Source organism: Thiocapsa sp., from assembly GCF_022340925.1.
GTDB lineage: Bacteria > Pseudomonadota > Gammaproteobacteria > Chromatiales > Chromatiaceae > Thiocapsa.
In genome coordinates, this window is the sequence record NZ_JAJDNA010000042.1 from 1 (window position 1) to 21,357 (window position 21,357).

The following is a 21,357-nucleotide window of genomic DNA, read 5'->3' on the forward strand; positions in this document are numbered from 1 at the left end:
CGATAGCCGTCCATGGTCACGACTCGGAGGTCGAGGTCCTGGTTGGATCGGGCGGCGAACCATCGCGCCAGCTCGCCAAAGGTCAATCCATGGCGCATCATGAGGGGGCCTGCGCCGACAAAGCTTTCCCAGCCTGCTTCGAGGGTGCTGCCTTCGATCGGCCGGCCGGCTGGATTCGGCCGGTCCAGTACCCACAAGCCTTTCCCCGCCTTCGTGCAGGCGTCGATGATATAGGCCAAGGTGGTGACGTAGGTATAGATCCGTGTTCCGATGTCCTGAAGGTCGACCAGCAGGATATCGAAGTGCGCCAGCATCTGATCGGTCGGATAGCGGACCTTGCCGTAAAGGCTGAAGACGGGGATGCCATGACGCGCATCCGTGGCGTCGTCGGTTTCGACCATGTTGTCCTGTTTGTCACCTCGCATCCCATGCTGCGGTCCGAAAGCCGCAACCAGCTGCAGATCGCCAAGCTCCATGAGGGCATCCAAGCTGTGTCGTCCTCCCGACGTGCAGGATGCAGGGTGGCCAAGGAGCGCGACACGCTGCCCTTGGAGCGGTCTGCGCAGTGCGCGGTCTTCCAGCAGACGATCGATCCCGAGTCTCACGATAATCGAGTGATCCAAATGCATTGAATTCGGAACAAGCATACCCGAAGACCGTACTCACAGCCCCGGATGCTATCATTCTCGACGTGTCGGTTGGGCGGCGTTCAGGGTCAGTCCCCCGCCGTGTCTGGCATGGCGCGACGCGACCCGAGAGTGGCCCCATGTCAGGGAACTGCCGCGCTGGGTCTGCACAGTCGAGCCTGGTGTCCTCGGCCGACTGGTGAGAGGTCCGAAGACCGCCTGACTGCTCTTGTGAATCCTCCAGCGGGGCGTACGAAGCGGTCAAACGTCCGGTTGGGATCATGCCCCGGCGTCGATCAGACGTCTCGAGCCGGCAAGCCGTCAGCCCTGTGCGCGGTCCGGCAGCTTCTTGCTTGTCCGCCCTCATGCGTCTCAGTGATTTCAAGTATGACCTTCCCGCCGAGTTGATCGCGCAGCGGCCGCTGCGCGACCGCGGGGCCTCGCGCCTCTTGGCGGTCGATGGGCCTGCGTGCGGCCCAGGCGCGAGGCGGCGTGATCTCGCCTTTGCCGACCTGCCGCAATTGCTGAGACCGGGCGATCTCCTGATCTTCAATAACACGCGGGTGATGCGTGCGCGTTTGTTCGGGCGCAAGGAGACCGGCGGTCGCATTGAGGTTCTGATCGAGCGGGTCCTGCATCCCCACCAGGCATTGGCGCACGTCCGGTCGAGTAAGCCGCCCGCACCGGGACGTCGGGTGGAGATCGAGGGGGGGGAGCGGCTCCTCGTGCTAGGGCGAGACGGTGGGCTGTTTCGACTGCGTTCGGAGGGATCGACCTTCGCCGCGCTGATGTCCAAGCGAGGCCATCTTCCGTTGCCTCCCTATATCCGCCGGCCAGATGACGCACTCGACGAGACGCGGTACCAAACCGTCTACGCGCGTCGGATCGGGGCGGTCGCGGCTCCGACGGCAGGCCTGCATTTCGACGAGACCATGCTGGAGCGCCTGGCGGGAATGGGGGTTGGACACGCCCATGTGACGCTGCATGTCGGTGCCGGGACCTTTCAGCCCATCCGAGCGGGCGACCTCGATCGGCATGAGATGCATGCCGAGTGGGTCGAGGTGAACGAGGACGTCTGCCAGCAGGTGCGTTCGGCACGCCAGCGGGGCGGGCGAATCGTTGCCGTCGGGACCACGAGCGTGCGCAGTCTCGAGACCGCCGCAGCCGGCGGTGAGCTCAAACCCTTTCGAGGCGACAGTCGGCTGTTCATTCGGCCCGGCTTTCGATTTCGAGCAGTCGACGCAATGATCACCAACTTTCACCTACCCGAATCGACATTGCTCATGCTGGTCTCGGCCTTCGCGGGTCACCATGTCATCATGGATGCCTATCGGCATGCGGTGGCATCGCGCTATCGCTTCTTCAGCTACGGCGATGCGATGTTTCTGATCCGTAATGAGCGAGACTTGGAACCTGTCGCGCGCGCTCGATCATGACGGGGGTCGGTTTTCTTGCGATCTCGGCAGGTTCGGTCCGGCCTTCCGCAGCCGCCTCTTTCGGCAATCCAGAACGCCTTCTGGATGTTCTACTTGACAAGCATTGCGAATCGCATAAATTATGCTTGGTGAGTTTATTGCAGATTCGCACACTTTTTTGATCCACTGCTCATCGTTTTGGAGGTATTTCACGTGGAGTACGCTAACCTCAGCGTCGACGAAATTAAACAGCAGCTCGCCGAGATCGAGAGCAGCAAAGCCGAGCTGAAGCGTGCGCTGGAAGTGCGTCGTCAAGAAGCAAAAACAGAGATTGCGCAGCAGATCAGGGACCTGATCGCGCAATACGGCTACGAATTGGATGAGATCCTGCCGCTGGTGGAAATCAAGCGGCGGCGGGGCGGCGGCGCGGGACGGCGAGCTGCGGCGGGTGGCCGGCAGTATACGCGCTACATCGATCCCGAAAACCCCGAGAACGTCTATGTGCGGGGCGTCTTGCCCGGCTGGATGAAACAGAAGATGCAGGAGCAGGGATACGATCCGTCTTCGAAATCGGATCGGGAAGCCTTCAAAGCGAACTATCTACAAGCGACCGATGCCTAGGAGCCTGTCGGACTTAGGATGAATCGGCTACGGAAGCGGGACAACGGTCCATGTCGCCCCGCTTTTTCGTTATATAGCCCCCACTCTGCGCCTCAAAACCGGAACGAAATGGCCTCGCTCTTCCACTCGGCTCGCGACGATCGCTCAAGTCCGACAGGCTCGTAGGGAAATGCTGACGTATTCGGCGTTTCCCGCCGGGGTGCCTCTCAAGAGACGCGAGAGACATCGCTGCGCTCCTTCGGCGGTGCGCCGGCCCTTGCTAGCTGTCGTAACCCAAATCGCGGGCCTCACCCGCCGAAGGGTCCGGGGTTGTCCGGTGGTGAAATATCCTCGTTAGGGAAGCGCTGAAGAATTCAGCGCTTCGCGTGCGGGGCAGGACGTCCCGCCATTGTCCGTCGCGTAAGCGGCGGAAAAAGAAGGAAAAAGTAAGCGGCATTTTTTCGCTTTCCGTTCCGATCCCTGGCCAGGCTGGGCATGAAGCAGTGTGGCCCAGCGAAGCGCGGTTTCACCGTTCTCTCAGGTTTGGCCGCCTCGGCGACTGAACCCGCCTGCGCCTCCGCGTGCCGCCGCAATCAACGACGTTCTTCCTGCTTCCCGAGCGCTTTCGGCTGCTCGCGCCAACGAAGAGCAGTCGGCGCAAAGTCCGCTGGCTTTCATGCTGGCATTCGCGTAAACTCCTCGCTTCACATCATCCGGTCGATGTGTCGTCGCGCGGCTGACCTCGCCTTGTCTCAAGGCATCACCCACAGGCGCCCCCTTCTTCTTTCGCCTAGGCCGGTCCCGCGATTGCGCGGTTTGAGGCCGGTTCCAGGAGTCTCCATGTCATTTGAGTTACTCGGCCTTCGGGTCGACCTGTTGCGCGCCGTGGCAACGCAGCGTTATGCCCGCCCCACGCCGATCCAGATCCAGGCGATTCCGGAGATCCTCGCCGGGCACGATCTGCTAGCCGGTGCGCAGACCGGGACAGGTAAGACGGCTGCCTTCGTCCTGCCGCTCTTGCAACGACTGTCGGAAAAGGGCCACCCGCAACGCCATCCCCGAGCGCTCATATTGACGCCGACCCGGGAGTTGGCCGCGCAGGTCGGCGAGCGAGTCCGTGCCTACGGGCTGCATCTGTCCTTGCGATCGGGGGTCGTATTCGGAGGCGTTGGGATGCAGCCTCAAGTCAACCAATTGCAGCGAGGCGTCGATGTGCTCATCGCAACGCCGGGACGGCTGCTCGATCACGCCGGTCGCCGGACCGTCGATCTGTCGCGAGTCGAGATCCTCGTCCTCGACGAGGCCGATCGCATGCTCGACATGGGATTTATCCACGACATTCGACGCATCCTTCGGCTGTTGCCGGAGCGGCGACAGAATCTCTTGTTTTCGGCAACCTATTCGGATGACATCAGGCGTCTCGCCGATGGCCTGCTGAACCGGCCGAAGCACGTCGAGGTGGCGCGCCGCAATACTGCCGCGGAGACGGTGACGCAGGCGGCTCATCCGGTCGACAAAGGCCGCAAACGGGAGTTGCTTGCCCACCTGTTTCATCGCGAAGGCTGGCATCAGGTGCTGGTCTTCACGCGCACCAAGGCCGGTGCCAATCGTCTTGCGGAGCACCTCGGGCGCGAAGGTATTGCCGCCGCCGCGATCCACGGGAACAAAAGTCAGTCCGCTCGAGCCAGAGCCTTGGACGACTTCAAGCGCGGGAGCGTCAGGGCACTGGTCGCTACCGACATCGCCGCAAGGGGATTGGATATCGCGAATCTGCCCCAGGTCGTCAACTTTGAGCTGCCGAATGTGGCCGAAGATTACGTGCACCGCATCGGGAGGACCGGACGAGCGGGAACGGGTGGACATGCGTTGTCTCTGGTCAGTCATGACGAGCGGGGTTTGCTCCACGGGATTCAACGGTTGCTGCGCAAAGAGATCGCCTTGGCGCCGGTCGATGGGTTTGCGCCCTCTCTCGTGCCGCCTGAAACCGAGGCAGATCCAAGTCTTGGGGGGCAACGGGGCGCCCGTGTTTCCGGTAGACCGGCACAGAAGACGGCACGGCCAGGGGCGGCTAAGCCGGCTCGGCGCCCCTACAGTGATCGCCGCGGCCGTGGCTTCCCCTCTGACTTGGGGAAACGCTGATTGAAAGCGTTTCCCGTCCGGGCCACGGACGGCCCGGCATTTTCAAGCGCCCTAAGCGATCGAAAATGAAGCGGTTCGCAAGTCGCATCTTCGAGTCGCGAGCTGATCAGATGCAAGGATGGCATTTGATCAGGATCTCCTTAGGGAGTCGCCGCACCTGGCCTTCGGGCCGTGGCCAAGGGTCGCGAGGCGAGAGCAGGCAAGGTCCTCTCAGCGCCAGTGGGCGTAGATCGATGCGGTCTTCACCCCAGCGATTCTCTGGAATTGACTTCGTCTCCAACGGTTGGGGACAAAGACTGTCGAATCAGTTGCGTATTGATTTTTCGACCGTTCTCATTTTCTCTTCAATGCGCTTTCACGGAACTCCTGAATGATGAATATTTACGTTGGCAATCTGGCCTACGGCGTGACCCAAGACGAGCTGCGGAGCGCTTTCGCAACATATGGTGAGATCTCGAGTGTGAACTTGATCACCGACAAGTTCACCGGTGAATCGAAGGGCTTTGGCTTCGTCGAGATGCCGAACAATTCCGAGGCCGATGCCGCCATCAAGGGGCTGAACGAAACGCCGCTGAAGGGTCGAAACTTGAAGGTCAATCAAGCCAAACCGCGTGGTGAGCGCCCGTCTCGCGGGCCGCGCTGGTAACATCTGACCGCGACCTCAGGGTGATCGCCCTGAGGTCTTTATCCCACTTCCACCGAATTGTGGACCGGATGGCGTTGCGATGTCGGCCGAGTTGATCTATCGCATTCGCCCCGCCGTTCCTGCAGCCCATCTCTTCCGCGTCGAGATCGACATTCCTCGGCGCCCGTGCGGCTCTCGACTGACCTTGTCCATGCCCGCATGGATCCCGGGCAGCTACATGATCCGCGACTTTGCGAAGAATATCCTGACGCTCGCCGCCCGATCCGCGGACGGCCGGACCCTCGACTGTCGGAAATGCGATAAGCAGACCTGGATCTGCCCAACAGCCGGCAGCGTGACCAAGGTGGAGTACCGGATCTATGCCGGGGAGCTGTCGGTGCGCACGGCCCACCTCGATACCACACATGCCTACTTCAATGGTGCGAACCTGCTGCTGCGCGTTCACGGGATGGACGAGCGGCCCTGCCTGCTCGAGCTCCTGCCGCCGGAAGGGCCTGCTTATGAGGACTGGCGAGTCGCGACCAGCCTCCAGCCGGAGCTGGTTGATTCCCGCGGTTACGGTCTTTATCGAGCCGACAGCTATGAAGATCTAATCGATCATCCGGTCGAGATGGGCCGATTCAAAGAGATCGCGTTTGATGTTGGAGGTGTGCCCCATCGCATCGCGATATCGGGTCGTCAACGCGCCGACCAAGCGCGGCTGGCGCGCGATCTCGCCCGAGTCTGTGCCGAGCACGCGGGACTCTTCCGTGAATTGCCGATTGACCGCTATCTCTTTCTCGTGACCGCCCTCGGGGAGGGCTATGGTGGTCTGGAGCATCGGTTTTCCGCCAGCCTGATCTGCTCGCGCGAGGATCTGCCCCACGCAGACGAGGAGAAGCCTGCGGAGTCTTACGTGCGCTTCCTCGGGCTCTGCAGTCATGAATACTTTCACCTCTGGCATGTCAGGCGGATCCGGCCGCAGGCGCTCATGGAAGGCGACCTGAGTCGGGAGGCGCACACCCGCACGCTCTGGGCCTTCGAAGGCATCACCTCCTACTACGATGAGCTCGCCCTGCTCCGCAGCGGCTGCATTGATTCCAAGACCTATCTCGGGATGCTCGCCGCGACCATCACGCGCATGATGCGCACGCCCGGACGCGAGGTCCAGACGCTGGCTGAGTCAAGCTTTGACGCTTGGATCAAGCTCTACAAACAGGACGAGAATGCCCCAAACGCCGTCGTGAGCTATTACATCAAGGGTGCGCTGGTGGCGCTGTCCCTGGATCTGACGATCCGCCAAGGCACAGGGGGCGCAGCCTCGCTCGATGACGTGATGCGTGAGCTCTGGGTCCGGCATGGCCGCACTGGTGTCGGTGTGTCTGAGCGCGGTGTCGAGGCGGCGGCGAGCCGCGTCTCGGGGCTCGATCTGGACGGCTTCTTTGCGGAGGTGCTCGACGGGACCTCGGATCTAAACCTTGCGGATCCATTGTGCAGTGTCGGGATTGGACTGCGGCTTCGGCCGTCCAATGGACCCAACGACCTGGGTGGCTGTGTCGAGCGATTCGACAGCGCGGCGGCGCGTCCCACACTCGATGTGCGCCTCCGTCCGGGCAGCCGCGAGGCGATCGTTCAGAACGTGATCGGGGACGGTGCCGGCGAGCGCGCGGGCATCGCCCCGGGTGACATCATCGTTGCAGTCGACGCCCTTCGGGCCACCGCGGAGAACATGGATGCACTGGTCGCGCGCGCTGCAGCCGATGGAGGGGGCGTGACGGTCCACTTGTTCCGGCGTGACGAGCTGCTCCAGGTGGTCGCCTTCCCCACTCCCTCGAAGGCGGATACCTGCGACCTGATGCTCTTGGATTCGGCGCCTGAGGCCGCCCTGCTCGCGCGCTCCAGTTGGCTCACGAGCGCGACCTGAGGCGACGTGGATCGCGAGTTCGATCTGATCAGGCTGCTGGCCGACGGCGAGCTCCACTCGGGTGAGGCGATCGCCGAGCGGCTGGGTATGACCCGAGCAGCGGTCTGGAAGGCGTTGCGGAGATCATGTGATCGACTGGGACTCCCACTGGAGTCCGTTCGTGGGCAGGGATATCGGCTTCAGCGACCCGTTGAGCTGCTTGATCCGGAGCGGATTCTCCGGGATCTCTCGCCCCGGGGACGGCGTGCCATCGCACGCCTGGAGATCCACCGGCAGATCGACTCCACCAATCGCCACTTGATGGGCGAGGTTGCGGCAGGGGCGGCCTCTGCGACATGCTGTTTGGCCGAGCGCCAGACCGCCGGACGCGGTCGGCTCGGGCGTCCCTGGATCTCACCTTTCGGGGCGAATCTCTATCTGTCGGTACTCTGGCGCTCCTTCGCGGCTCCGGCGACGCTGGGCGGTTTCAGCCTGGCCGCTGGGGCCGTGGTGGCGGATGTGTTAAGGCGCGCCGGTGTCCGTGGGCTCGCGCTCAAATGGCCGAACGACCTGGTCTGGCGGCGGCGCAAGCTTGGCGGGATGCTCTTGGAGTTAGCTGGAGAGGCTCAAGGCCCCTGCGCCCTTGTTGTCGGAGTCGGGATCAATCTGCGCATGGCGCCCGAGCAAGGTCGGACCATCGATCAGCCCTGGGTCGACCTTCAGGAGGCGCTCGGTGGGACCGGCTTCAGTCGCAACGCCATTGCCGCGCGGGTCATCGATGCGCTGATCGATGCCCTGACCCGGTTCGGCCACGAGGGACTCACGCCGTTCCTGCAGCTCTGGGAGGATTTCGATCTGTTCCGAGGCGAGCCCGTGACCCTGTTGCTGGGCGACCGCGTGATCCGGGGCATCGCAACGGGGATCGCCCCGGATGGCGCCCTGCGACTCATGACGGCGGAAGGGGAGAGGCGCTTTCACGCTGGAGAGGTCAGCCTGAGACCGGATCGGTGGGACGAGTCATGATGCTGCTGCTCGACATCGGCAACACCAGCCTGCGCTGGGCGCTTTCCGACGGAGGACCTCCCGGGGAGACCCGGGTTGTGCGTCACGGTGGCGCGGCTCCGCTTGATCTGTTGGCAGAATGGGAGCGGCTGGATGCGCCGGTGCGTGTCTTGGCCAGCAACGTGGGCGGTGCCGCGATCGCGTCCGCGATCTCCCGAGTGACTCGCGCCTATTGGCGCCGTGAGGTGGAATACATTCGCACGCGAGCAACCTTCGGCGCGCTGCGGATCGCCTACTCAGAACCGGAGCGGCTCGGAGTCGACCGCTGGCTCGCCCTGATCGCCGCCCATCGACTGCTCGGTGAGGCCGCCCTCATCTTGGACGCCGGCACGGCGGCCACCTTCGACCTGTTGCTTGCCGATGGGCAGCACATTGGGGGCTTGATCCTCCCAGGGATCGAGATGATGCGAGCGAGTCTTCTCGCTGGCACCCGCATCCCACGGATCGAGGCGGAGCCAACGGATGCGCCTTGGGCTGCAGACACCGGCCCGGCCGTCGCCGCAGGCAGCCTGCACGCGATCGCCGCGCTGGCAGACCGGCTCTATGATCGGCTCGCTTCAGAGGCGCGCTCCCAACCGAGACTGGTCCTCACCGGTGGGGATGCCCGGCGCCTGATCCCGGCGATAGATCGCCCATGCCGATGGATACCCGATCTGGTTCTGCGCGGGCTGGTCGAGGTCGCCGGTGGGGAAGGATCCACCGGGCAATGAAGGGAGGTCGTGATACCCGGCGTGGCGCGCTGGGTGCGCCAAGCCACTGAAGGCTGCGGATCGAATGCCTCGATGCGGGACGAATTGGTGCCCTCGACAGGATTTGAACCTGTGACCTACCGCTTAGGAGGCGATCGCTCTATCCAACTGAGCTACGAGGGCATTGGCGAGGTGCGCGCCGCGTCATCTCAGCGGTCGCTCCCCGGACGGGCCTGAATGCGGTGATCCAGACCTCGCGCTGCCGGGTGCTGCGCCGGCATTGACGACCTCTGGGGCATGCATGCCAGGCGATAAGTTTACATCAGATCCTGGGTTCGATGAGGGTATCGGCTGCACCGAGCAGTGGATCCGCCCGCTGGTGGACTGATCGTCGAGATCGCACCCGCGGGCCCGCCGGTCGATCGCTCAGATCGCGTCCTCGAGGCTGTCCGGACATCGGTCGAGCGAGCGCCCCAGCTCTTGTAGCACCTCGTCTGGTATTTGTCAGCGAGCAAGAACGGCGAGACGAACCCTCGCCACTGACGCGGTTGGGTTAGTGCATCCAACGTACCGACACGTCGGCCAGATGCGCCAGCAGGGAGAGCATCAGCCAGAGGCCGACCCAGCCCCAGTCGGCGCCCACCAGGGCCGCACGCACAGCCAGCAGCAGGAACACACCGGCGAGCAACATGCCAAACAGGTCGCGAGGCGCGACGCCCCTGCCGGTGAACCGGTGAACCACGGTGAGGACGACGGCCTCGATCAGCACCAATCCGAGGATCAGGTCGATCAAGGCCCCGCTTGCAAAGAGCTCGGCCATGTCTGCCATGCTCAGCTGGGTGGCGGGCCCGGCGCCGCCTCAACGCGCGGAGACGACTCCCAGGAGGTGCGCCAGGTCCTTGAAGAAAATCCGCAGATGAGCGCCCGGTCGCGCGCGCACCAGGCGCTTGTTCATGTAGGCCTCCCAGGTGAGATACTGAACATCAGGGTCCTTGCAGATACTGACGAAACGCTCGCGACGTTTATCGCTCGCGTACCAGAAGTGCTGCATCATTCCCAGCACCCAGAACACCTTGCCGTGAGCCTTCATGAAGCGCTCGCGGGCGCCCTTCAGGGCACCTGGATCGCCTGTCGCGAGAAACGTCTCGACCGCCTCTGCGGCGAGGCGCCCGCCGACCAGCGCGTAATAGATCCCCTCGCCGGAAGCAGGTGCCACAACCCCTGCGGCATCGCCCGCAAGCACCAAGTCTCGCCCATCGTCCCAACGGCGCAGAGGCTTGAGCGGGATGGGCGCGCCTTCGCGGCGCAACGTCTCGGCCTCCTCGAGGCCGGCCCGACGGCGCAGCTCGGCGGTCGCTGAACGTAGTGAGAATCCTTCGACTGCAGTCCCCACCCCGACGCTGGTCGTCTCCCCATGGGGGAATACCCACCCGTAGAAATCGGGGGAGATGTCCCCCTGGTAGTACACGTCGCAGCGCGCGCCATCGAAGTCCGCAGCGCCACCGTTCGCCGGCGTGCGCACGATCTCATGATAGGCGGCGACATACTTCATCTCCTCCGCCCCCGGGATGCATTGCCTCGCGACCGCCGAGTGCGCGCCATCTGCCCCGATGACGGCACGGGCGCGCACCCCCTCGGATTCGCTCCCGCTACGTCCGAGCCCTGGGCGATAGCGGATAACCGCGATGCCATCGGTGTCGCGCTCGACCTTCTCGAAAGTCCCGGTGCGCCGTTCGGCGCCGGCCTCTGCGGCGCGTTCTCTCAGCCACTCGTCGAAATGCTCGCGATCCACCATTCCGACATATCCGCCGTTGATGGGCATGTCGACCCGCTGGTCGGAAGGCGAGACCATGCGTGCGGAACTGACCTGATTTGCCAACATCGACTCTGGGATCGCGAACTCCCGCATCGCCTGCGGCGGGATTGCCCCACCGCAGGGCTTGATGCGCCCGCCCCGGTCGAGAAGGAGGACGCGATGACCGAGCCGGGAGAGGTCTGTGGCCGCGGTTGCGCCAGCCGGGCCGCCGCCGACCACGACCACGTCGAAGGTGTCAAGGTGCGTCATTGGATACCTGCCTTGAGCTTGATATGCGACGCGTTTCGCCGCGATCCGCAAAATGGTGGTGAGGATCGATTCTGTCCGGCGCCGCGCCGGTCGGGGTCTTTGGCCTGGTCGATCTCCGCCGGTCGACGGTGGCGAACAGCCCCTCGGGTGAGACGTCTGTCCGCGGTGATCCGGGTGAGCGTCGGCTCCCCGGCGAAGGTCGCCCCCCGTCCCGGCAAGGCGAGGCTCAAGGCTGGAGTCCGCGAACGGCGAACGCGCTGACCATCATACCGATCACGTAGACGCTGACGCCAAGCCCGCTGAACCAGGTCGCACGCTCCCGCGGACTGCGCAGGAAACGAATCATCAGGATCAACTGGATCAACAAAATGACACCGACGGCGCTCGCGTGGGCCGGTTTGCCCCACGCGAACAACAAAGCGATCACCAGCACCTGCGGCACCGCCATCACGAGGCTGGCCACACGAGCGGCCCCCTCGGCCCCGAGCTGAACCGGCAGAGAACGAACGTTCATCTGCTTGTCCCCCTCGATCGCCTTGAAGTCGTTCAGGGTCATAATGCCATGCGCGCCCAGACTGTAAAGGGCTGCCAGCAGGAGGGTCCTCCAGTCCGGCATGGCGCCGCCGAGCATCACCGCGGCCCCGGTCACCCAGGCCAGCCCTTCGTAAGAGAAGCCGACGGCCAAGTTGCCCCACCAACCGTTTCCCTTCAGGCGGAGCGGGGGTGCACTGTAGGCCCAGGCGAGCACCATGCCGAGCAGGGCCGCACTGAATACCCAGGGGCCGAGCAGCCAGGCCAGGAGCAAAGAGACGGAGGTCCAGATCAGCGCCAGATAGAGTCCCCAGCGCCCGGGGATTCGACCGGACGGGATGGGTCGGCCTGGCTCGTTGATGGCATCGACGTGCCGATCGTACCAGTCGTTGACGACCTGGCTCGTCCCGCACATCAGGGGTCCGGCCAGCACGATGCCGGCAACGCCAAGCCACCACTGTTGGAGGATGGGTGCGCCCGAGGATACGACGCCGCAACCGAATGCCCACATGGGCGGGAACCATGTGATCGGGTGGGATACCTCCAAGATCGCGGGCATCGATGGCCGGGCGGTCGACGCACCGGATAACGCGCTTCGATTCATGCCGCTCACTTGTTGTCTGACGCCGATGCACCGGCTGATTGATCGGTAATACCGTAGCGGTCGATTTTGACGTATAGGCTTTGGCGGCTCAAGCCCAGCAGCTCCGCCGCAGAGGCTCGATTATCGCCCGTCAGCTTGAGTGCTGCCTCGATACAAAGCCGCTCGATGGTGTCGGTCGACTCTCGCACGAGCTCCTTGAGCGGAACCCGCCCGACCCGGTCCGTGAGCTGGTCAAGCCATCGCGGCTGCTCGGGGCCAGAGGGTTGTTCGGCGTTGAGTCGGCGGCCGACGTCTCGGATGAAAAAACCGAAGTATGGGCGCTCGCCGTTGCGGACCGCCGCGGCCGAGATCTCGATGTCGGTGGTGGACCCGTACTCGCCGCGCAGCGTCGTCGCGAAGAGTCGAACCGTATCATGCTGACGCAGGTTTGCCATCAGGACATTGAGGTCGACCCCCGGGCGGCCGAGCCAGCGGTCGAGTGACTCGCCTCTGGCCTGCTGCTCGGTCGCGACCTCGGTCAGGGCGAGAAAGGTGTTGTTGGCGCTGAGGACCCGCCCGTCGGCATCGGTGATGACAACACAGTCGGGCGCATTCTCCAAGACCCGCAGATAACGCGCCCGGTTCTCGGGCAGGGCCGCCGCCGAGACATCAGCGAGCAGCGGCGAGAGGCGCACCAGGAGGAACGACAGGTTCTCCTGGCGGAGCAGCGAGGCTGACACCAGGAACTCCTGAAGGCCGTCGGCTAGTCGAGCCCGCACGTCGTCGGCCCGACCGGCGGCGCGCACACCCGCCAGCAGACCGTTGATCGCCTGCGTGCTGTCCGAGTCGAACCCCTCCGGGAAAGGTCGGCCGATGACCCGGCTCGGCGACTCGCCGAGCAGCTGGCCCGCCGCCGGGTTTGCTTCCACAACCCGTTGCGTCGGCGCATCGATGATGAGGATCGCTTCGGAGACCATCCGGAATAGGAGCCTGTACCGTGTCTCAACCTGACGGAAGCGCCAGTAATCGCGCTCCAAGGCCTGCTGAGCGTCGACCAGCTGCTGTTGCAGCGCGGCCATTCCCTGCAGATTGCGCCCCAGCGCCACGATGCGGGTCCCGATGCAAACTGCCCGGTATTGGATTGTGACATCGGTGCCGCGGACGGATGGATGGCTCACCTGTCGCCAACGCGTGACGTGGCGGCCGCGCGCCTCCCTCAGGAGGTCCTCAAGGTTTGCCCGGCTCTCGGGGAGCGCGGTGGCGAGCCAGCTTTGCCCGATCCAGTCGTTGCAGAGCTCGGTGGACAGCTCCTCGCTGCCGTAGGCCATGTCGCGCACGGTTCCCGTCTGATCGACCACGACAGCGATGTCGGTCGCGCCTTCGATCAGCGCCGCGGCCGTCTCGGCATCGAGGACACCGAGTGATTCATTCGGGGCTCTGAACGGACTCACGGCGACCAGACCCTCCACCATCTCTGTGCGTGCCCAGTCGACCCATCGGTGGGGTCGGCGGCGGCCTGGCTCGCAGGGACGATCCCCGGGCCTCGACATGGCTTTCGGCATGCCGCTAACTCAACACCGTGCGGTATCGGTAGTGAGCACTCGACCCGGCTTCCGGCTGTCGCCGGATCCGTGTCGATCTGGTGATCGTTCTCTAGTCCCGAGAGATATACCGCTCGCGCTGCTTGGGGTCGAATGTCGTCAACGAAACCACGCCGACACGCTTGGTGCGGGCTACGGAGCCGACCCGCGAGGGATCGCCGCAGTCCCGCCATCTTGCGGGGCCCGAGCGGGGATGGGATGCGACGGCCGGCAGACGCCCTCGATTAGAGCGCCTCCGGCCTGATCGCATCGAGAGGCACCAGTCCAACGTACTTCGGGCTCGCTACCCTATTGTGGTACCTGGCGCAGGGTTGTCAAGTCAGGTTTACGTAAAGTTTGGTTGACGCACCCCTGAAAGCGGACTAGATTCGTCTTATGTCGAAACGAGACGGCGGATGATAACCAAAAAGACCGTTCTGATGAGCCACTCTCGAGCCAAACCGGTGAAGCGACGACCGCTGTATACCCCGGAGGAGCGTCGCCGCCGAGACCAATCTCCCTGGACCCTGGTGCAGGCCATCCTGGCGCCGGTTCAGTTTTTGGTCTTCTTGGTCAGTCTCTATCTGGTCCTGCGCTATTTGGCGACGGGGGAAGGCGAGGGGATCGCCACCATCTCGATCGTCTTCAAGACGCTCGTACTCTACGCCATCATGATTACCGGCGCGATCTGGGAGCGCCAGGTCTTCGGTCGCTATCTGTTTGCACCTGTCTTCTTCTGGGAGGACGTCTTCAGCATGTTGGTGCTGGCCCTCCATACCGCTTACCTGATCGCCTTGGCGACCGGCGTACTGGATACGCGGGGGCTCATGTGGCTGGCACTGGCCGCCTACGCGGCCTATGTGATCAACGCGACGCAGTTTCTGATCAAGCTCCGCGCGGCGCGGCTCGATCGAGCGGGAGATGGGAGTGCTCTCGCCGAGGTTGCCGAATGACCGCCCCGCGGGCAGCCCGCCGCGACTCGGCCCCCGGCAACGATCTCCCGGTCGTTGCGCGCGAGCGGGGGCAACGGCATGTCTTCTGTGGTCTTGCCGGGATTGTATGGCTGCATCGCAAGATCCAAGACGCCTTCTTCCTGGTGATCGGCTCGCGGACCTGCGCGCACCTCCTGCAATCCGCTGCCGGGGTCATGATCTTCGCCGAGCCGAGGTTCGCCACGGCGATCCTCCAGGAGCGCGATCTTGCCGGTCTGGCCGACTGCAACCAGGAGCTGGACCGTGTCGTCGGCGAGGTCCTCGACCGGCGTCCCGACCTCGGCACCCTGTTTCTCGTGGGTTCATGTCCTTCCGAGGTCATCAAGCTCGATCTGGCGAAGGCCGCCGAGCGTCTCTCCGTCGTCTATCGCGGACGGGTCCGCATCATCGACTACTCGGCGAGCGGTCTGGAAACGACCTTCACGCAGGGGGAGGACGCCTGCCTGAAGGCGCTGGTCCCCGAGCTTCCGCCGCTGCCCCAAGGGGAGCGCTCCCTCCTGGTGGTCGGGACCTTGCCCGACGTGGTGGAAGACCAATTCGGTCGTCTCTTCGCCGAGTTGGGCATCTCTCCGGTGTCGTTTCTGCCGCCGCGTCACACCGCCGATTTCCCTCCCCTGGGCAGCGGGACCTCGGTCCTGCTGGCCCAGCCCTTTTTAGGGGAGAGCGCACGGGCCTGTCTGGCGCGAGGGGCGCGCTTGCTGTCCGCACCCTATCCGTTCGGCATCGAGGGGACGCTTGGTTGGCTCCGTGCCGCGGCCGATGACTGGGGCGTGTCGCCGGCGGTCTTCGACGCTGCCATGGCGCCTGCGGTCGCGCGCGCCGAGCGCGGGCTGGCGCATCAGCGTGCGATGCTGGCAGGCAAACGCATCAGCTTCCTGCCGGATTCGCAGCTCGAGATCCCGTTAGCGCGTTTCCTTCATCGTGAATGCGGCATGGAACTGGTGGAGGTTGCCACGCCCTATCTCGATCGACAGTTGATGATGGACGAGCTGGCTCTGTTGCCAAGCGGGGTTCGTCTGACCGAGGGTCAGGACCTCGATCGCCAACTCGACCGGGTGCGTTCCGATCGGCCCGATATCACCGTTTGCGGTCTCGGTCTCGCCAATCCGCTCGAGGCCGAGGGTCTGCGGACCAAATGGTCCATCGAGCTCGTGTTCACGCCGGTGCATGGCTTCGATCAGGCTGCGGATCTGGCCGAGCTCTTCGCGCGGCCGCTGCGGCGCGATGCGTTGCTGCGGATCTGACGTCATGCAGCTCACGCTCTGGACATACGAGGGTCCACCGCATATCGGCGCGATGCGTGTCGCCGCATCCATGCAGGGGGTCCATTTGGTCCTGCATGCGCCCCAAGGCGACACCTACGCCGATCTGCTCTTCACCATGATCGAGCGGCGTGACCGGCGTCCCCCCGTGACCTATACAACCTTCCAGGCGCGCGAGCTCGGCGGGGATACCGCGCAGTTGGTGAAGGCCAGCGTCACCGAGGCCTATGAGCGGTTCTCGCCTCGCGTGCTCCTCGTCGGCGAGGCCTGCACGGCCGAGTTGATCCAAGACCAAGCGGGTGCGCTGGCGCGCGGCATGGGTCTGCCCATCCCGGTGCTGCCACTGGAGTTGCCGGCCTATGTGCGCAAGGAGGGTTGGGGCGCCAACGAGACCTTTTATCAGCTGATCCGGGGCCTCCTCAAGCCTCGGGTCCCAGACGCGGGACGTCGGCCTGAGCCGAGGCCGGCCGAGCGACGTCCTCGGGCCAACCTGCTTGGCCCGACCGCGCTGGGTTTCCGCTGCCGCGACGATGTCACGGAGGTCTCCCGGCTTCTTGCCTCGGTCGGTGTCGATGTCCATGTGGTCGCGCCGCTGGGGGCCAGCCCTGAGGATTTGCTCCGGATCCCCGAGGCGGATTTCAATGTCTGCCTGTATCCCGAGACGGCCGATCAGGCCTGTCACTGGCTGGAACGCATGTTCGGACAGCCGACCGTCAAGACGGTGCCGATCGGGATCGGTGCGACCCGGGATTTCCTGCAAGAGGTCGGGCGCGTCGCTGAGATCGACGTGGGGGATGCCAAGGCCGCGAATTGGTCTAGAATGCCTTGGTACTCGCGATCCGTCGACTCGACCTACCTCACCGGAAAGCGCGTGTTCATCTTCGCGGATGCGACCCACGCCGCCGCTGCGGCCCGCATCTGCGCGGAGGAGCTGGGTTTCACGGTGGTCGGCGTGGGCACCTATGCGCGCGAGTTCGCCCGCGACGTTCGGGCGTGCGCACACCGCTACGGCGTCGAGCCGTTGATCACGGATGACTACCTGGAAGTCGAGGCCCGAGCGTCGGAGCTTCAGCCCGAGTTGATGCTCGGCACCCAGATGGAACGGCACATCGCCAAGCGGCTGGGCATCCCGTGTGCCGTGATCTCGGCACCGGTGCACGTGCAGGACTTTCCGGCTCGCTATGCGCCACAGATGGGGTTCGAAGGTGCCAATGTGCTTTTCGACACCTGGGTCCATCCGCTGATGATGGGGCTCGAGGAGCACCTGATCACCATGTTTCGGGAGGACTTCGAGTTCCATGACGCGGCGATGCCGTCGCATCTCGGCCCGCGGCCGGCTGCCGGTCGGTCGGCCGGGGCTGCACTTGAACCGGTGGACGCGCAGGCTCAGGCTGGCGCTTCCGCCACGATTTGGGCACCGGAAGCCGAGCAGGAGCTGAAGAAGATCCCGTTCTTCGTGCGCGGCAAGGCGCGTCGCAATACCGAGCGCTTCGCAGAGGAGCAGGGGATCCAGACGATTACTGTGGAGACGCTCTACGATGCCAAAGCGCACTTCGGCCGCTGACAAGCGCGCCTCGACCCCCGACATCACGCCGGTTCACGTGGTCATCGTGAATCTGGACGGCCATCTGGCTGGTACGACCGAGCGCGCGCGTCCGTCATTGCAGCGCGAGCTCCCTGGTCTAAAGATCAGCCTGCATGCCGCGACCGAATGGGCCGATGATCCCGATGCCCTGGAGCGCTGTCGACAGGACATCGCCGAGGGTCATCTCATCATGATCACGATGCTGGTGATGGAGGAGCATTTCAAACCCATCCTGCCGGCCTTGGCGGCGCGTCGTAATGACTGCGATGCCATGATCGTCTGCATGTCGGCCGGTGAGCTGATGAAAATGACGCGGCTCGGCGGCTTCAAGATGGATGGCTCGCCGGGCGGTCCGATGGCCCTGCTGAAACGGCTGAGAGGCAGCAAGGAGCGCAAGCAGAGCGCCGGGGCCCAGCAGATGTCGATGCTGCGTCGGATCCCCAAGCTGCTGCGCTTCATCCCGGGCACCGCCCAAGACGTTCGGGCCTACTTCCTGACGCTCCAGTACTGGTTGGCCGGTTCGGACGAGAACCTCGGCAACATGATCCGATTCCTGGTCGACCGCTATGCCGACGGCCCCCGGCGCCATCTGCGCGGGACGATCAAGGCCGCCCCGCCGGTCGAGTACCCGGATGTCGGCATCTATCACCCGAGAATGAAAGGACGCATCGCCGATCAGCTGGCGAGCCTGCCGGGCGTGAGCGGCCGCGCATCGGGTCGAGTCGGTCTCTTATTGATGCGCTCTTACGTCCTCGCCGGGAACGCTGCCCACTACGACGGCGTCATCGAGGCGCTCGAGTCGCGCGGGCTTGAGGTGGTGCCAGCCTTCGCGAGCGGCCTTGACGCGCGCCCGGCGATCGAGCGGTTTTTCATCAAGGACGGACATGCGAGCGTCGATGCGGTGATCTCACTCACCGGGTTCTCCCTGGTGGGTGGACCCGCCTACAACGACGCCAAGGCGGCCGAGGAGATGCTGGTCCGTCTCGACGTCCCCTATCTTTCGACACTGGCAGTCGAGTTCCAGAGTGTCGATCAGTGGGAGGGGTCGAGCCAGGGCTTGCTGGCCGTCGAGGCGACGATGATGGTTGCGATCCCCGAGCTCGACGGAGCGACCGGCTCCATGGTCTATGGCGGTCGCAACGGTGGGGGTTCCTCCGAGGGCGCGCGCGACATGCAGGCGCATGGCGAGCGGGCGCAACGGTTGGCCGCGCGGGTCGAGCGCTTGGTGCGACTGCGCCGCACCAAGCGTGCCGAACGCAAGGTGGCCGTGGTCCTGTTCAATTTTCCGCCCAATGCCGGCAATACCGGGACCGCGGCCTATCTGTCGGTCTTTGCCTCACTCTATCGGACCTTGCGGGCGATGCGCGCGGAGGGTTATGGCGTCGAGTTGCCGGCAGACATCGATGAGCTGCGGGAGCGGATCGTCAACGGCAACGCTGCGCGCTTCGGTGCCCATGCCAACGTCCACGTCCGGATCCCGGTCGACGATCATGTTCGGCGCGAGCCCTGGCTGACGGAGATCGAGCAGCAATGGGGTGCGGCGCCTGGCAAGCAGCAGACCGATGGCGGCTCGCTGTTCGTGCTCGGCGCCCAGTTCGGCAATGTCTTTGTCGGGATTCAGCCGGCCTTCGGCTATGAAGGCGACCCCATGCGTCTGCTGTTCGAAAAGGGGTTCACCCCGACCCATGCCTTCTCGGCCTTCTATCGCTGGATCCGCGACGACTTTGGCGCGCACGCCGTGCTGCACTTCGGGACGCACGGTGCCCTGGAGTTCATGCCAGGCAAGCAGGCCGGCCTCTCCGGCACCTGTTGGCCGGATCGACTGATCACGGACCTGCCGAACATCTATCTCTACGCCTCGAACAACCCATCCGAAGGGACGATCGCCAAGCGGCGTGCGGCGGCGACCCTGATCAGCTATATCACCCCGCCGATCGCCCATGCCGGGCTCTACAAGGGCCTGATCGACCTGAAGGGGTCGATGGAACGCTGGCGCAGTCTGCCTCCCGGGGAGGAGGAGGAGCGCACCCAGCTTGCCGAGCTGATCCAGGCCCAAGCCGCCGAGCTTGAGCTGGCCCAGCTCGAGCCGGCGTGGAGCGGGGATGCCAATTCCCATTCCGATTCGGAGATCGCCAAGCTCCACGAGAAGGTCCTGGAGCTCGAGTACACCCTGATTCCCCATGGCCTCCATGTCGTCGGTGAGGCGCCGACGGAGGAGGAGCGCCTCGACCTGCTGCTCGCAGTGGCCGAGGCGTCCAAGGACATGCATCCGGCGCGGGGCGCCGTGGCCGCGCTGGTCGCCGGCAGGTCACCCGAGAAGGCGCTCAGGGCCGGGGGCATGGCGGTCGACGCGCAGAACCTCGAGTTGTTTCGCGAGCTCGTCGAGACCGACCGGCTGCTCGTCCAGGACACCGAGACCCCGGCGATCCTGCACGCGCTCGACGGCGGCTTCATTCGGCCCGCGCCGGGCGGTGATCTGCTGCGGACGCCGGCGATTCTGCCGACCGGGCGGAACCTGCATGGATTCGATCCCTTCCGTCTCCCGAGTGCCTATGCGGTTAAAGATGGTGCGCGCCAGGCGGACCGTCTGATCGAGCGGCACATGTCCGAGGGCAATGGATTCCCCGAGACGATTGCCCTGGTCCTCTGGGGGACCGACAACCTCAAGACCGAGGGCGGTCCCATCGGTCAAGCACTGGCCCTGATCGGTGCGCGTCCGCGTTTCGATGCCTACGGCCGTCTTGCAGGTGCCACCTTGATCCCGCTCGAGGATCTGGGTCGTCCGCGGGTGGACGTGGTCATGACCTTGTCGGGTATCTTCCGGGATCTGCTGCCCTTGCAGACCCGTCTGTTGGCGGAGGCGTCTTTTCTCGCCGCCCAGGCCGACGAGCCGATGGAGCGAAACTTCGTGCGCAAGCATGCTGTGGCCTATCAAGAGGCGCAGGGCTGCGATCTGGAGACCGCCGCGCTGCGCGTCTTCAGCAATGCAGACGGCGCGTACGGCGCGAACGTGAACTATCTGGTCGACAGCAGCCGCTGGGATGGGGAGGATGAGCTTGCGGAGACCTATACACGGCGCAAGTGCTTCGCTTACGGCCGTTCCGGACAACCGGTCCGTCAGGCGGAGCTCTTGAAGAGCGTGCTCTCCACCGTCCAACTCGCTTATCAGAATCTGGATTCAGTCGAGCTGGGTGTGACGACGGTGGATCACTACTTCGACACCCTCGGTGGGATCACGCGTGCAGTCGGGCGTTTCAAGGGTGACGATGTCCCGGTCTACATCGGTGACCAGACCCGAGGCGATGGCGTCGTTCGCACGCTGGCCGAGCAGGTCGCGCTCGAGACGCGTACCCGCATGCTGAATCCGAAGTGGTATGAGGGCATGCTCAAGCATGGCTACGAGGGCGTGCGCCAGATCGAGGTGCATGTGACCAACACCATGGGCTGGTCGGCCACCACCGGGCAGGTGGCGCCCTGGGTCTATCAGCAGCTCACCGAGACCTACGTGCTGGACGAGGAGATGCGCAAGCGGCTCGCGCAACTGAATCCGACGGCATCGGCCAAGGTTGCGAGCCGGCTCATCGAGGCGCATGAGCGCAACTACTGGTCACCCGACGCGGCGACGCTCGAAGCCCTGCGGCAGGCCGGCGAGGAGCTCGAAGACCGTCTGGAGGGGGTCGTCGAGGAGGCCGCGGCGTGA

General features: G+C 64.6%; 16 protein-coding genes and 1 tRNA gene. 11 read left to right on the plus strand and 6 right to left on the minus strand.

The window, feature by feature from the left end; all coding sequences use genetic code 11:
• Window positions 1–608: exo-beta-N-acetylmuramidase NamZ family protein (locus LJE61_RS05450; RefSeq protein WP_296917756.1), on the minus strand; the 608-nt coding region annotated here is incomplete at its 3' end.
• 383 nt (window positions 609–991) lie between these two features.
• Here LJE61_RS05450 and queA point away from each other — a divergent pair.
• The 7 genes from queA (at window position 992) to LJE61_RS05485 (ending at window position 9,080) form a co-directional block, all read left to right on the plus strand.
• Window positions 992–2,062, plus strand: a complete 1,071-nt coding sequence (queA, locus tag LJE61_RS05455; protein WP_296913337.1) for a tRNA preQ1(34) S-adenosylmethionine ribosyltransferase-isomerase QueA — start codon at window positions 992–994, stop codon at window positions 2,060–2,062.
• Window positions 2,063–2,254: 192 nt separating this feature from the next.
• Window positions 2,255–2,662, plus strand: coding sequence for an H-NS histone family protein (locus tag LJE61_RS05460; RefSeq protein ID WP_296913299.1), 408 nt, complete (start codon window positions 2,255–2,257; stop codon window positions 2,660–2,662).
• 819 nt (window positions 2,663–3,481) lie between these two features.
• Window positions 3,482–4,780 (plus strand): DEAD/DEAH box helicase, encoded by a 1,299-nt coding sequence (locus LJE61_RS05465; RefSeq protein ID WP_296913297.1) that lies wholly within the window; start codon window positions 3,482–3,484, stop codon window positions 4,778–4,780.
• 373 nt (window positions 4,781–5,153) lie between these two features.
• Window positions 5,154–5,426: an RNA-binding regulator gene (gene rbp / locus LJE61_RS05470; protein WP_296913334.1), complete on the plus strand. Its 273-nt coding sequence runs from the start codon at window positions 5,154–5,156 to the stop codon at window positions 5,424–5,426.
• Between the two features lie 79 nt (window positions 5,427–5,505).
• Window positions 5,506–7,329, plus strand: coding sequence for a M61 family metallopeptidase (locus LJE61_RS05475; RefSeq protein ID WP_296913294.1), 1,824 nt, complete (start codon window positions 5,506–5,508; stop codon window positions 7,327–7,329).
• 6 nt (window positions 7,330–7,335) lie between these two features.
• Window positions 7,336–8,331, plus strand: coding sequence for a bifunctional biotin--[acetyl-CoA-carboxylase] ligase/biotin operon repressor BirA (gene birA, locus LJE61_RS05480; protein WP_296913292.1), 996 nt, complete (start codon window positions 7,336–7,338; stop codon window positions 8,329–8,331).
• Window positions 8,328–9,080: a type III pantothenate kinase gene (locus LJE61_RS05485; protein ID WP_296913331.1), complete on the plus strand. Its 753-nt coding sequence runs from the start codon at window positions 8,328–8,330 to the stop codon at window positions 9,078–9,080. Before birA ends, LJE61_RS05485 begins: the two co-directional genes overlap by 4 nt.
• Window positions 9,081–9,165: 85 nt before the next feature.
• Here the strand turns inward: LJE61_RS05485 and LJE61_RS05490 are convergent.
• The 5 genes from LJE61_RS05490 to ppsR form a co-directional block, all read right to left on the minus strand.
• Window positions 9,166–9,242: transfer RNA gene (locus tag LJE61_RS05490), tRNA-Arg, on the minus strand.
• A gap of 370 nt (window positions 9,243–9,612) precedes the next feature.
• Complete coding sequence (locus LJE61_RS05495) at window positions 9,613–9,879, minus strand: hypothetical protein (protein WP_296913287.1); 267 nt, start codon at window positions 9,877–9,879, stop codon at window positions 9,613–9,615.
• Window positions 9,880–9,918: 39 nt separating this feature from the next.
• Entirely contained in the window at window positions 9,919–11,124 is a 1,206-nt protein-coding gene (locus LJE61_RS05500; RefSeq protein ID WP_296913284.1) for a geranylgeranyl diphosphate reductase, read from the minus strand.
• A 226-nt stretch (window positions 11,125–11,350) separates the two neighbouring features.
• Entirely contained in the window at window positions 11,351–12,259 is a 909-nt protein-coding gene (gene chlG / locus LJE61_RS05505) for a chlorophyll synthase ChlG (protein ID WP_296913281.1), read from the minus strand.
• Between the two features lie 5 nt (window positions 12,260–12,264).
• A complete protein-coding gene (gene ppsR, locus LJE61_RS05510; protein WP_296913279.1) occupies window positions 12,265–13,689 on the minus strand; it encodes a transcriptional regulator PpsR in 1,425 nt (474 codons plus the stop codon).
• 569 nt (window positions 13,690–14,258) lie between these two features.
• Between ppsR and bchF the strand changes: the two genes are divergently transcribed.
• Genes bchF through LJE61_RS05530 form a run of 4 tightly spaced genes read left to right on the plus strand, consistent with a single transcriptional unit; the run spans window position 14,259 to window position 21,357 of the window.
• Window positions 14,259–14,771 carry a 2-vinyl bacteriochlorophyllide hydratase gene (gene bchF, locus LJE61_RS05515; protein WP_296913328.1) on the plus strand — a complete coding sequence of 171 codons (513 nt, stop codon included), beginning with the start codon at window positions 14,259–14,261 and terminating at the stop codon, window positions 14,769–14,771.
• Entirely contained in the window at window positions 14,768–16,054 is a 1,287-nt protein-coding gene (locus LJE61_RS05520; RefSeq protein WP_296913276.1) for a ferredoxin:protochlorophyllide reductase (ATP-dependent) subunit N, read from the plus strand. The genes bchF and LJE61_RS05520 overlap by 4 nt, the downstream gene beginning before the upstream one ends.
• A gap of 4 nt (window positions 16,055–16,058) precedes the next feature.
• Window positions 16,059–17,636, plus strand: a complete 1,578-nt coding sequence (gene bchB, locus LJE61_RS05525; RefSeq protein ID WP_296913274.1) for a ferredoxin:protochlorophyllide reductase (ATP-dependent) subunit B — start codon at window positions 16,059–16,061, stop codon at window positions 17,634–17,636.
• Window positions 17,611–21,357 (plus strand): magnesium chelatase subunit H, encoded by a 3,747-nt coding sequence (locus LJE61_RS05530; protein WP_296913271.1) that lies wholly within the window; start codon window positions 17,611–17,613, stop codon window positions 21,355–21,357. The genes bchB and LJE61_RS05530 overlap by 26 nt, the downstream gene beginning before the upstream one ends.

Coding starts and splice junctions, on each gene's coding strand:
- queA (WP_296913337.1), top strand. CDS start 992: ATGCGTCTCAGTGATTTCAAGTATGACCTTCCCGCCGAGTTGATCGCG.
- LJE61_RS05530 (WP_296913271.1), top strand. CDS start 17,611: ATGCCAAAGCGCACTTCGGCCGCTGACAAGCGCGCCTCGACCCCCGAC.
- LJE61_RS05520 (WP_296913276.1), top strand. CDS start 14,768: ATGACCGCCCCGCGGGCAGCCCGCCGCGACTCGGCCCCCGGCAACGAT.
- LJE61_RS05475 (WP_296913294.1), top strand. CDS start 5,506: ATGTCGGCCGAGTTGATCTATCGCATTCGCCCCGCCGTTCCTGCAGCC.
- bchB (WP_296913274.1), top strand. CDS start 16,059: ATGCAGCTCACGCTCTGGACATACGAGGGTCCACCGCATATCGGCGCG.
- LJE61_RS05495 (WP_296913287.1), bottom strand. CDS start 9,879: ATGGCCGAGCTCTTTGCAAGCGGGGCCTTGATCGACCTGATCCTCGGA.
- bchF (WP_296913328.1), top strand. CDS start 14,259: ATGAGCCACTCTCGAGCCAAACCGGTGAAGCGACGACCGCTGTATACC.
- LJE61_RS05500 (WP_296913284.1), bottom strand. CDS start 11,124: ATGACGCACCTTGACACCTTCGACGTGGTCGTGGTCGGCGGCGGCCCG.
- rbp (WP_296913334.1), top strand. CDS start 5,154: ATGAATATTTACGTTGGCAATCTGGCCTACGGCGTGACCCAAGACGAG.
- LJE61_RS05485 (WP_296913331.1), top strand. CDS start 8,328: ATGATGCTGCTGCTCGACATCGGCAACACCAGCCTGCGCTGGGCGCTT.
- chlG (WP_296913281.1), bottom strand. CDS start 12,259: ATGAATCGAAGCGCGTTATCCGGTGCGTCGACCGCCCGGCCATCGATG.
- LJE61_RS05465 (WP_296913297.1), top strand. CDS start 3,482: ATGTCATTTGAGTTACTCGGCCTTCGGGTCGACCTGTTGCGCGCCGTG.